This window comes from Vibrio sp. R12-SG2-ISO1 (genome assembly GCF_059834045.1).
Genome location: NZ_JCBDGO010000015.1, coordinates 118,234 through 130,284, shown reverse-complemented (window position 1 = coordinate 130,284; position 12,051 = coordinate 118,234). Strand labels below are relative to the sequence as shown.

Genomic DNA, 12,051 nt, shown 5'->3' with positions numbered 1-12,051 from the left:
CTCAATGTATACCCTAAGTGACTAGGATACAGCGGGTGATGCAGGATTAACCTTGCATCTGCTTCTCTTTGATCTCTGCAAGTGTTTTACAGTCAATACAAAGGTCAGCGGTAGGACGAGCTTCTAGACGACGGATGCCAATCTCGATGCCACAAGATTCGCAGAAGCCAAAATCATCTTCTTCGATCTTGTTTAGCGTTTTCTCAATCTTCTTGATCAAGCGACGCTCACGGTCACGGTTGCGAAGTTCTAGGCTAAATTCTTCTTCTTGTGAGGCGCGGTCAACGGGATCAGGGAAATTGGCGGCTTCGTCCTGCATGTGGTGCACAGTGCGATCAACTTCTTCCCTGAGCTGGTTACGCCAAGCTGTCAAAATTTTTGTAAAATGAGCCATTTGCTCAGGTGACATGTACTCTTCACCTGCTTTTTCTTGGTATGGCTCAACCCCTGCAATGGCTAGGATGCCTAGCGCTTTTTTCTTTGATTCTGGCATGCAGCATCTCCTACTAACACCTAGTCAACTGCGCTCTGCAGTTAATTTTAAGGCGGGTATCTATAGCAAAAAGAATCAACCGAGGCAAATACTAGAGATGAAACTTACAATCAATGTGAAGGCGACATCATTTTTTGCCCCTAGCACCGAAAATTGAGCGGCTCTACTAGTGCAATCTCATCCTCGTTGAGCGTGGCCTTGTAGCACAAGACTTCCACCCCGTTTTCTATTGCTGTTTTGAGTAATTGTGAATAATCGGCGTCTATATGGTGGGCAGGAGAGACTTTTTCAATACCTGAATGTAAAACGGTGAATAAAAGTACCGCTCTGCTTCCACTTTGTGCCATCTCGGTCAGTTCTCTTAGGTGTTTTTGACCACGTGTTGTTACGGCGTCAGGAAAGTAACCTTGTCCCTTTTGCTGATTCTGCGCTTCATCCAACAGGGTGACACTTTTCACTTCTATATAGCAGTTTGGTTTGGATTGTGCAGAGAGCAAGATATCAATCCGACTATTTTCACTGCCATACTTTTGCTCAGTTTGAAGTCGCTCATAGCCTTGCAGTTCTTTGATGGTGCCATTTTCAATCGCTTCGACAGCCAATGCGTTGGCGCGCGCGGTGTTAATACAGATGCGATGCTGCTGCGCGGTTTGAGTTAGCTCCCAACTGTTGGGGTACTTGCGTTTTGGGTTGTCTGAGGTCGAATACCACACCGGATTACCCGGCGTGGCGCAACCTGTCATTGCTCCTGTGTTGGCGCAGTGAATGGTCCGCTCACTGCCATCGGGCAGGGTGACGTCGGCGAGAAAGCGTTTATAGCGCTGGATGAGTGTGGCGCGTTGCAAAGAGGGGGAAAACTTCATAACTAAGACTTAACAGAGTGAGAGAGTTAGGATCAGTACTGTTTTTATGTACAATTGAGCTCTCAATTAGAGCATAAGGTTTCTCCATTGTCACAACTGCCGATTCAAGACGTGATGCCCGAGCTTCTCGCAGGCGTCGCGCATCACGCTCAACTGATCCTCAAAGCGGCGCCGGGTGCCGGTAAATCGACCTACTTTCCACTGCAACTGCTCAACGCAGGTATTGTGCAGGGAAAAATCATCATGCTTGAGCCTAGGCGCTTAGCGGTGAGAAATATCGCGCACTATTTGGCGAAGCAGCATGGGGAGCGGGTTGGACAAACCGTCGGCTATCGGATGCGCGGTGAGAGTAAAGTCAGCCAAGCGACACAGCTTGAAATCGTCACCGAGGGCATCTTAACGCGTATGATTCAGTCCGATCCTGAGCTGAGCGGCGTTGATATGATCATCTTTGATGAGTTTCACGAACGCAGCTTGCACGCCGACACCGCGTTGACGTTCTGTCTTGAGATTCAGCAAGCGCTGCGCGACGATTTAAAGCTGGTGGTGATGTCGGCGACGCTCGACCAGCGAGCGTTGCAAACCATCATGCCTGACGCGGCGTATGTGGAATCGCACGGGCGAAGCTACCCGATTGAGTATCGCTACCAGCCCCTTAAGCCGAATCAAGGGCTAGAAGAGGCGATGGCGAAGCAGATCCGCCACTTGATGGCGACCGAGTCTGGTTCGTTGCTGGCGTTTCTCCCTGGTGTTGCTGCTATCCGGCGCGTGGCGCAGCGTCTTGAAGATTTGGGCGAGAGTATCCTCGTCTGCCCTTTATATGGTCAGCTCAGTTTTAACGATCAGCAAGCGGCGATCGCACCGGCGCCGCAACGCAAGGTGGTACTGGCGACCAACATTGCTGAAACCTCACTGACCATTGAAGGCATTCGTCTAGTCGTCGACAGCGGCGTCGAGCGCATTGCCAAGTGTGATAGCCGCACAGGCATTACCAAATTGGAGCAAGTCAGGATTGCCAAATCCTCCGCCGAGCAGCGCGCGGGTCGCGCAGGGCGCATCGAGCCCGGACTGTGCGTACGCCTGTATAGTGAAAGTCAACTGAGTCAGCAGCCAGATGTGCCCGCGCCAGAGATGCAGCATGCCGATCTCTCCGCTCTTGCGATGGAGCTGGCGCAGTGGGGAACACAAGACAGCGATGAGCTGACCTGGCTGACCCCGCCACCCAAAGTCGCGTTGGCGCAGGCGCGTCAATTGCTACGATCACTCGGTCTGCTCAACGAGCAGGCATTATTAACCGCGCAAGGTCAGCGCGCCTGTGCACTTGGATTGGAGCCGAGACTGGCGGCGATGTTACTCCATAGCGACGAGCAGAGCTGGCAGCAAAGCGCCGTATGGGTAGCGGCGTTACTGGAAGAGCCAGAGCGTCATACGCTCGATTTTCGCACCAGCGTTTGGCGTTTACGCCAAGGCCAACACAGCAAGCAAAAAGTGGTCAGTGCGCGCGCGGCGGCGCTAGCGAAGATGCTCGCCATCACAGCGCCATTGGCGGCGTTAGATGATGCCCTTGTCCCGGTCGCCCTAGCCTGTGCCTATCCTGACCGCATTGCGCAGCAACGCAGCAGCGGCGCCGGTACCTTCTTGCTCGCCAATGGTCATGGCGCACAGCTCGATGACAGCGAACCGCTCGCCGATGCGCCGTATCTAGTGGTGATTGACTTACTACGCAGTCAATCGGACGCGTCACGTATTCACCTTGCGCAAGCCTGTGATGTCTTGGTGCTTGAGCAGCATTGTCCGTCGTTATTTACTGACCATGACTGGGTTGATTGGGATGAGAAAAAAGGCCGCTTAGTCGCCGAGAAACAGAAGAAGCTCGGCGCGCTCGTGGTGTCTCGAACCGCAATGGCAACGCCAGATAAAGAAAAAATGACACAAGCTTTACTGCGCTATGTACGTCGTAAAGGCTTGTCTGTATTAGAGTGGTCTGATCGCGCGCGTGACACGTTAGAGCGCATTCGCTGCGCTGCGCAGTGGTTGCCAGAGCACGATTGGCCAGATTGCTCTGACGATGGCTTATTGGCGGCTCTAGAGCACTGGCTAGAGCCGTATATGAATCAGGTCACGTCGGTCAAGCAATTGGCATCGATATCGATAGAGCAAGCGCTGCTGGCCTATTTGGGCTGGCCGTTAAATCAGCAGTTGGACGAGTGGCTGCCTACGCACTACACCCTACCAACGGGCACACGAGCGCGGATTCGTTATCAAGATGGACAAGAGCCCGTGCTGTCGATTCGGATTCAAGAAGTGTATGGCGAGCAGACGTCGCCACGCATTGCCGACGGTCGCAAAACCTTAGTATTGGAGCTGCTCTCTCCGGCGCGCAGACCGTTGCAGATCACCCGAGATCTCGCAGGGTTCTGGGCAGGCAGCTACGTGGAAGTACAAAAAGAGATGAAGGGGCGCTACCCCAAACACGTTTGGCCGGATGATCCTGCCAATCATGTGGCAACGACAAAGACCAAACGGCACTTTAACTGACAGGGCTACTTAACGGTCAGGGCGCGTTACCGGAACTGGGATGGCGTCTGATGGGTAAAGCGCTTGAATTTAGTGCTGAAATAGTTGCTGTCTTTGTAGCCGACTTGAAAGGCAATGTCGGTGATCGACAGGTCAGAGTAATGGAGCAGATCAATGGCTTTATTGACTCGAACACGGTGGACATAGTTGTTGAACGTGAGGTTAGTGACTTGCTTGATCTTACGGCTCAGAGTGCGTGACGAGATGTTAAACCGCTCGGAAATGTCGTTGACGCATATCTCTTCACTGTAGTTATTCTGTAACCAGTCGATCACTTGCAAAATGGTGTTGTCGTCGGCGTTGCTATTTTGGGAAGTTAACCGTCCGCGTGACAGCTCAACGATCAACTGCTGAAACAGCGCTTCAGCCATAATGCGAGAATCGACCGAGTTCTGCATCGCTTCTTTTTCGAGTTGCACCATCAGTTGCTCGGTGCGTTTCAACGTGGCGGTGGAAATCAGCCAACTTTTCTCTTCGGACTCTTCCCTCGGTAGTAGATTTTTCAGCAATGGTGAGTAGGCCAGTCGACTCTTTTTAAACAAGATATTGGTTAGATGGAGGTCATCTACCTGTTCGTACAAGTGACGGTCATTGGGTGAAATAAAGCAAATATGATTCTTTGCGAGATTGGTCGGGATGTCATTGAGAATGTGTTGTCCCGTGCCTTTGGTGACAATGATCAACTCGTGAAAATCATGCGAATGTTCTGGGTAGTTGGGTTGAGGAGCACGGACTTCGGCACACACGGCGGAGTCTGAAGTATGAAAAAAGTCGTCACCGTTTAATTGAAACATTGTTTTACTCCTCTTTGGTTGGTTTTTTGTACTCCTTCCATGTTGGAGCAGCAACTCTGGGATAGACAGAATGTGATCTTTAGTGCGCCATGGAAGTCAGAGTGTGATCCTTTTCACTTCTCCAGTTTTTACTCTAATTTCGGAGAAAAAACACAGAAAAGCCGAGAAGTTGAGCACTTCTCGGCTATTTGCATCTGTGGCAGCGACGCCGTACTGACTTAGAGGTTAAAGGTCTCTTTCAGCGCTTGCATATCTTCAGGGCTGACGCCTTGTGGGATGAATCCGCTGGCTAAGCACATCAAATAGAGTTTGGCGCCTTTGTTGGCGACATCGACAAAATCGAACGCGGTCAGTGCGTCTTTGCCGGTGGCGACAGCGCCATGTTTTTCCCAAATAGCGACGTCGTGTATCAGCAGCTTATCGCGGGTTCCTTGGGCCATAGTTTGGCTACCCGGCATGCAGTAAGGCACTATGCCAATCCCTCTAGGTACGAAAGCGCGCACTTCTGGCAGCATTTGCCAACAAGCCATGGTGTACGCATCATCGTTTTGCGCAAAATCTGGATGATGGGAGAGTGCGATCAGCTCAATCGGATGCGTGTGAACCACGCATCGGCTATCTCGCCCAGCCTGCTGTTGCGAGATAATGATCTCCACATGAGAGATAAATTCGCTGGTGGGGGCGAAATCTGGATTATTTCGCCCACCCCAAAGCAGATGGTATCCCTGTGCGCTGTCGTCAATGCGCAAAATGCAGCCTGCTGCTTCTGGGTCACGTAACTCACGAATCCGCTCTCCCGTTCCTTTAACGAAAAAGAGATGACCCGCCGCAGCGCTTGGAAAGGCATCACCACCAATCATAGAAAGCTTTTTATGCGGAAAAGCACTGAGGTCGGGTGGGAGGTCGCCAAAAATATCGGTAATGTCGACAGAGATATTACCGCCGTTGCGCTCTGCCCACTCTCGTTGCCACAGATACTGCGCGACTTCGCTCACTTTGGCGATTTCGTCTTGGACTGCTTGGTTTATGGTCACCGTTTGCATTTGAATTCCTTAGTTTATAGTCGTGGTTACGCGAGATAGAAGACCGATTGCAGTGGCACTGAGCGAGGCGAATTATCCTCGTTGGTGTCCATGATGTCGGTCATGTATCGCCACCACTTTTGGCAGATGTCAGTGTCTGCGATGGCTTGCCATTTCTCTTCACTTCGTACATTGAGGCAGGCAAACAATTGCTCGGTCTTCGGGTGAAGAAAAATGGAATAGTGCTCGGCACCGTGTGCTTTTAGCGCACGTTCCAGTTCAGGCCACAGTTCATCATGGCGACGCTGGTACTCTCGGGCTTGGCCGGGTTTAAGCTGCATGACCGTGGCGATTCTGATTGAATTGGGCGTCATGGGCTCTCTCACTCTGCATCACGGCGCAGCAGTACGGTTTCCTCGTACTCTTTGATATCGCGTAGCCAATCCAAACCGACAGGAACCTGATTCATCAAGCAGTAATAATCCCAGACCGCTGCCCATGGTGTGCTGCGGGTCTCTTCTAACAGAGCCAGTCGTGTGGTGTAGTCACCGCTGTTTTCCGCAAGGCGCAGTTGCGTTTCAGGTTCGAGCATCGCTTTGAGCAGCGCTTTGCGCGTATTGCGTGTGCCAATCACCCAAGCGGCAACGCGGTTGATGGACGCATCAAAGAAATCGAGTCCCACATTGACGCGATCAAAGAGCTTGTTGCGAACAATTTCGTTGGCGATGGCTTGTGTTTCATCATCCAGCAGCACGACGTGGTCGCTGTCCCAGCGAATAGGGCGGGTGACATGAAGCAAGAACTCTTTCACATAAAGTGAGCAAGCTGAAATCTTGTCACTGATTACTTCTGTCGGGTGGAAGTGCCCCGCGTCGAGACACAGCAAAATGTCGCGTGTGGCGGCATAGCCCATATAGAACTCGTTGCTGCCTACTGTGTAGGCTTCAGCGCCAATGCCAAAAAGCTTGCTTTCGACGGCGTCTTTGTGAAAAGCGCTATCAATCGGCTCGGCGATGATTTCATCCAATGAGGCCATTAAGCGCTGTCTAGGGGCTAAGCGATCGATGGGCACATCTTTCATGCCATCCGGGACCCAAATGTTCATTACTGATGGAGTACCAAGCTCTTTACCAAAGTACTCAGAGATCTTTCGGCTCGCCTTGCAGTGGTCAATCCAGAACTGACGAATCTCAGCGTCGGGGTGAGAGAGGGTAAAGCCATCCTCACTGAGTGGGTGTGAGAAGCATGAAGGGTTAAAGTCTAGTCCTAACTCATTCCGTTTGGCCCATTCGACCCAATTCTTAAAATGCTCAGGTTTGATCTGGTCGCGCGGAACGGGTTGGTCCGATTCTAAGTAGATGGCGTGCAAGTTGAGTCGCTTAGCCCCCGGAATCAAACTGAATGCTTTATCGAGATCTTGACGCAGTTCTGCGGGGGTACGCGCTCGGCCCGGGTAGTTCCCTGTTGCTTGGATGCCACCACTGAGTGCTTGCTCTGGGTTTTCAAACCCACGCACGTCGTCCCCTTGCCAGCAATGGATGGAGATGGGAATCTGATTGACTGCTTTTATGACGTTGTCGGTATCAATGCCCATATCGGCAAATTGTTGTTTCGCCAGTTGGTAGGCGGAGTGAATCTGTTGTTGAGTTGGCATCAAAGTATCCTTATTGAGTCAAGGCGTCGAAGCGCGCTTGCAGCGCGTCGAGTTGTGAAATCGGTGTCGGTGAAAATTGGGTGAGTTCGAAAGAGTGCGCGATGATCTCGCGCCCATGCTCAATCGAGTCCACCGCGCCAGTGGCAATCAATTGACCCATCATATTGCCCAGTGCCGAAGCTTCAGTCGGATTAGCCAAGACGGGCACTTGACAGGTATTGGCGCACAACTGGTTGAGAAAATGATTGTTGGCTCCGCCGCCCACCACGTGAATGGCGGTCAGAGGTTTGGGCGCTAGATGGTTAAGTTGAGCAAACACTTGTGCATAGCGCAGGGCCAGACTGTCGAAAATGCAGCGCGCAATCTGTTCCAATGTTTGTGGGGTTCCTTGCCCTGTTCGTTGGCAAAAATCGACGATCGCGTGCTCCATGTTGTCAGGGTTGAGGAAGCAGGCGGCGTCCGGGTCAATCAAAAACTCGAACGCGGGGCTTTGCTGAGCCATCTCCACTAACTGAGCGAAGTGATATTCGCTGTGCAGTTTTCGGATGGATTGAATCAGCCACAGTCCCATGATGTTTTTCAAGGTGCGATAGGTGCCACCCGCACCGCCTTCATTGGTCACGTTGGAGATTAGGGCTTCGTCATTCAATGTGGGATGATCGGACTCGTATCCCATGAGCGACCAGGTTCCTGAACATAAATAGGCGCACGTGTCGGATTGGAGTGGCGTGCCTAATACCGCTGACGCCGTGTCATGGCTGGCAATGGACGCGACTGGAACAGTTTTGTACTCACCAATGATCTGGTTAGGCGCTTTCGGCTCCAGAAACCAATCACTTGGAATACCAATGCGATCAAGCAAAGCTTGGCTCCACTGTTTGGTGCGACAGTCAAGCAGTTGGGTGGTGGACGCGTTGGTGTACTCGCAATGCTTGACGCCAGTCAGGCGATAGTTGAGGTAGTCAGGAATCAGCAATAGGGTCGCCACATCGCTGAGTGATTCTTTAGGCAGTGCGCACAATTGGTAAAGCGTATTAAAGGGCAAAAATTGGATGCCCGTGGTTTGGTAAAGGGCTTTTCGGTCGAGTGTGTCGGCCAGCAGTTGCTCCATGACACCTTGAGTGCGCGTGTCTCGATAGGAGACCGCAGGGCTGTGCCTTTGACCTTGTTTATCCAGCAGTACAAAGTCGACACCCCAAGTGTCAATACCGATGCTCGCAGGGTGAATCCCACTTTCGAGCACGACGTCGATACCGATACACACTTGTTCAAACAGTGCATCAATATCCCAGCAGTCTTGACCTTGGATTGAAACCAATTGGTTGGTAAATCGATGTTGCTCATCAAGGTAGAGGCGCTGACCATCAAACGTTCCTAGCATGACTCTGCCGCTAGAGGCGCCAATATCAATCGCAATTACGTGTTGCTGCATTATGGATGTCCGTTGTTCTTAATGTGAGAAATTATCGGTAAATCTCTTCTTGAGAGACTTAAAAAAAATGCAGGGGTTGGCGATAAGGTGTCAGGTTTTTCAATATCGATTTGCGTTAGATCACAAAAGTTCACACCTCTGTTTTTGGCGCACAATAGGTGAAAAAAAGCCCTGCATGAGCAGGGCAAACATCGCGTTTCGAGGACACGTTAGGTGTTTATAAATAGGTACGTAAATACTCAGAGAGACAAAGGATCGCCATAGCCTGACCATAAGGCATGGAGGTCAATGGGATGTTGCGGTAGTAATCGAGGTCATCGCCCATGGCGGTGCCAAAAGAGACATTGATCAGTTCACCGGATTCGCTGATGTAGTCCTTGATGAGCACATCGACGGCTTTGTTCGCCATTGGGGCGTAGTCGGCAGAAATGTATCGCTTGCGTACGGCTTTTAATATGCCATAAGCAAAACCCGCCGTGGCTGATGCTTCCACATAAGAGTGATCGTCATCGAGCAGGGTGCACCACAAGCCACTCTCTTGTTGAGTGCGAGCGAGCATCGCCACCTGACGTTCAAGAATGTGCACCAAGTGACGACGATAAGCGTCATGCTCTGGCAAGTCGAGCAACTCAAGGAAATCAGGGATCACAATCGTGACCCAGCTGTTGCCGCGTGCCCAACGTGCATTGGCAAAGTTATGGTTGCCATCAAAGGTCCAGCCATGGAACCAAGCGCCGGTCTCGCGATCCATAAGGTATTGAATGTGGGTCAGGAACTGATATTTCGCTTCTTCCACATACTCTGGTCTGTCAAGCAGTAGGCCAATCTTGGTGAGCGGCATGACGCTCATCATAAGTGTGTCATCCCACATCTGTTCATTGTTTTCACTGTTGTAAACAATGTGCTGAATGCCACCGCTTTGCGTTTTGGGCATCTGGTACATCACATACTCTGCCCAAGTTTCCAGATATGGGATCAAGGATTGATCTTGCGTCTCTTCATAGCGATAGGCCAAGGTCAAAAATGGGCACACCGTATTGACGTTTTTCGTGGCTTGCTCTTCGGAAAATCGGTCTTCAAACCACTCATCAATAATGTTGAGCACGGTTTGATCATTGGTTTGTTGGTAATACTTGTACATGCCATACAGACCAATACCGTGCGTCCATTCCCAGCCGGCCCAGCCTTTGGTATCTATGGTGCGACCGTCATCAAGATGAAGCAAAAACTCGCCGGTTTCATCTTGAATGTTGATTAAGTTGTTGATCAAAGATTGGATCTTATCGACCACCACTTTTTTCGGGTGTTCACGTTCGATACGGCGAAGGAGTGGGCTTTGTTTTACAGGAAACACTTTCATTTTCATTCCTTAATTCGATTACATAACACCAAGCAGTCTTGGTAAGAATAGAGTGAGTTCAGGGACATAGGTAATCAGCATCAGCATCGCAATAATGGCGATGTAGAATGGGATCAGCGGCTTGATTACCTCTTCGACTTTAACTTGGCCGACGCTTGCCCCGACATACAGGCCACTGCCTACCGGAGGCGTGATGGTACCGATGGCAAGGTTGAAAACCATCAAGATGCCAAAGTGGACGGGGTCAACGCCAATCTTTTGCACAATTGGCAGTAAGATAGGAGTGAATATCAGGATCGCAGGTCCGATATCCATAAAGGCGCCGACAATCAAAATAAACAGGGTGATGACCAGCATGATAATCGCCGGGTTATCTGAGATGCCAAGGATCAACTTACTCAGCGCACCAGGGATCCCGGTCATCGACATCGCAAAAGACATCGCCGAAGACGTGGCGAGCAAGAACATGATCACGCCCGTCATGACGAAGGTCTGGATCAAAATCTTCGGCAGATCTTTAAGGGTTAAGGTTCGGTACATCACTAAGGTTAAAAACGCGGTGTACACAACAGCGATCGCTGAGGCTTCGATGGCGGTGAAGATCCCTTGAACGATCCCGCCAACAATGATGACCACCAGCAGCAAGCTTGGGATCGCTTCTCGTGTCACGATCCACGCCGCGCCTTTTTGTAGGGTAAAGAAGTTTGTGTAGTTGTTTCTCTTCGCCACCACATAGGTGATGAGAATACACCCCAGCCCCCAAAGACTGCCCGCAATCAGACCGCCCGCAAACAGCGCTGCAATTGATGTACCGCCACTGGCCAACGCATAAAGAATAAACGCCGTGGTAGGAGGGATGAGCATCCCTGTCGGCGCTGACGCGATATTGACCGCAGAGGCAAAATTACGGTTGTAGCCCTCTTTGGCGCTCATTGGAATCATCACACCACCAATTGAGGTGGAAGCCGCAATGGCCGATCCAGACACGGCACCAAACATCATATTGCCCGCGATGTTGGTGTAGGACAAAGAGCCGGGGATGCGCCCCGTAAACAGCTTGGCAAAGTTGACTAATCGGGTCGCGATGCCGCCGTTATTCATGATAACGCCCGAAAGAATGAAGAAGGGAACGGCCAGCAGCGCAAAGCTATCTAGGCTAGAAAACATCTTCTGTGCGGTGGTGAACATCGCAATATCGAACGGAAGAACGAGCATCACGGTCGCGCAGGAGGCAATCACGATGCACAAACCAATCGGCGTACCTAAAACTAGCAGCAAGACAAAAACGCCGATCAATAGGCTCGCTGCGATGATGGGATCGGTCATGCGGTTTTCCTTGTTGCGCGATCGTTGATAGGGTTCTCTTTGCAAGGAAGAGCGCGAATTTCTTTATGAATATCAAGGATGTTGAGCAGGCTATAAATGATGATCAGCACGCCAGAGAGCGGTAGAGCATAGTAGACCTTACCCATCGACAGTTGCAGCACTGGCGAGATCTGCATCATGGCGTTGCTAGAGACTTTCCAACCGCCGATGATCATGATGTAGACCGAAAAGGCAATGAACACCATTTGGATGACGATGTTCCAGTAACCCGCAATTCGGGCAGGGTAGCGATCAAGAAACAGCGTTAGGCTAATGTGTTCTCGTTTTCCGGCCACATAGGCAAGCCCAATCACCGAGAGCCAAACCAAAGAGAAGCGCAGCATTTCTTCAGAGAAGGTGCTGGGCGTATTAAATAGGTAGCGACTGATCACTTGCCAGCAAGCGACAAAGACCATCACGGTCATCAGTGAGCAACCAAACCATTCGATGGCTTTATCGAGCCACTTTCTTAGCGTATTCATATCAACCTC

At 51.0% G+C, this 12,051-nt stretch carries 11 protein-coding genes; 1 reads left to right on the top strand and 10 read right to left on the bottom strand.

From position 1 onward, the window contains the following. Positions 1 to 46 precede the first annotated feature (46 nt). The gene (gene dksA, locus AC6R10_RS11025; RefSeq protein WP_334553923.1) at positions 47 to 493 is read right to left on the bottom strand and encodes an RNA polymerase-binding protein DksA; all 447 of its coding nucleotides are present in this window, start codon (positions 491 to 493) and stop codon (positions 47 to 49) included. Positions 494 to 633: 140 nt separating this feature from the next. Then, complete coding sequence (gene sfsA / locus AC6R10_RS11020; protein ID WP_487902106.1) at positions 634 to 1,356, bottom strand: DNA/RNA nuclease SfsA; 723 nt, start codon at positions 1,354 to 1,356, stop codon at positions 634 to 636. A gap of 87 nt (positions 1,357 to 1,443) precedes the next feature. Here sfsA and hrpB point away from each other — a divergent pair, with 87 nt between their 5' ends. After that, positions 1,444 to 3,894 (top strand): ATP-dependent helicase HrpB, encoded by a 2,451-nt coding sequence (gene hrpB / locus AC6R10_RS11015; RefSeq protein ID WP_500672262.1) that lies wholly within the window; start codon positions 1,444 to 1,446, stop codon positions 3,892 to 3,894. Positions 3,895 to 3,920: 26 nt separating this feature from the next. Here the strand turns inward: hrpB and AC6R10_RS11010 are convergent, their stop codons facing one another. The 8 genes from AC6R10_RS11010 to AC6R10_RS10975 form a co-directional block, all read right to left on the bottom strand. Continuing rightward, positions 3,921 to 4,727 carry a helix-turn-helix domain-containing protein gene (locus AC6R10_RS11010; RefSeq protein WP_500672261.1) on the bottom strand — a complete coding sequence of 269 codons (807 nt, stop codon included), beginning with the start codon at positions 4,725 to 4,727 and terminating at the stop codon, positions 3,921 to 3,923. 218 nt (positions 4,728 to 4,945) lie between these two features. Continuing rightward, positions 4,946 to 5,770, bottom strand: coding sequence for a rhamnulose-1-phosphate aldolase (rhaD, locus tag AC6R10_RS11005; protein WP_500672260.1), 825 nt, complete (start codon positions 5,768 to 5,770; stop codon positions 4,946 to 4,948). A 26-nt stretch (positions 5,771 to 5,796) separates the two neighbouring features. Further along, on the bottom strand, positions 5,797 to 6,123 hold the full coding sequence (gene rhaM / locus AC6R10_RS11000) for an L-rhamnose mutarotase (protein WP_500672259.1): 327 nt from the start codon (positions 6,121 to 6,123) through the stop codon (positions 5,797 to 5,799). An 8-nt stretch (positions 6,124 to 6,131) separates the two neighbouring features. Then, positions 6,132 to 7,403: an L-rhamnose isomerase gene (locus AC6R10_RS10995; protein ID WP_500672258.1), complete on the bottom strand. Its 1,272-nt coding sequence runs from the start codon at positions 7,401 to 7,403 to the stop codon at positions 6,132 to 6,134. 10 nt (positions 7,404 to 7,413) lie between these two features. Then, entirely contained in the window at positions 7,414 to 8,835 is a 1,422-nt protein-coding gene (gene rhaB / locus AC6R10_RS10990) for a rhamnulokinase (RefSeq protein ID WP_500672257.1), read from the bottom strand. A 217-nt stretch (positions 8,836 to 9,052) separates the two neighbouring features. Then, positions 9,053 to 10,195, bottom strand: coding sequence for a beta-galactosidase BglB (bglB, locus tag AC6R10_RS10985; RefSeq protein ID WP_500672256.1), 1,143 nt, complete (start codon positions 10,193 to 10,195; stop codon positions 9,053 to 9,055). A gap of 18 nt (positions 10,196 to 10,213) precedes the next feature. Beyond that, complete coding sequence (locus AC6R10_RS10980) at positions 10,214 to 11,521, bottom strand: TRAP transporter large permease (RefSeq protein ID WP_500672255.1); 1,308 nt, start codon at positions 11,519 to 11,521, stop codon at positions 10,214 to 10,216. Further along, complete coding sequence (locus tag AC6R10_RS10975) at positions 11,518 to 12,042, bottom strand: TRAP transporter small permease (protein ID WP_500672254.1); 525 nt, start codon at positions 12,040 to 12,042, stop codon at positions 11,518 to 11,520. The genes AC6R10_RS10980 and AC6R10_RS10975 overlap by 4 nt, the downstream gene beginning before the upstream one ends. Between the last annotated feature and the right edge of the window lie 9 nt (positions 12,043 to 12,051).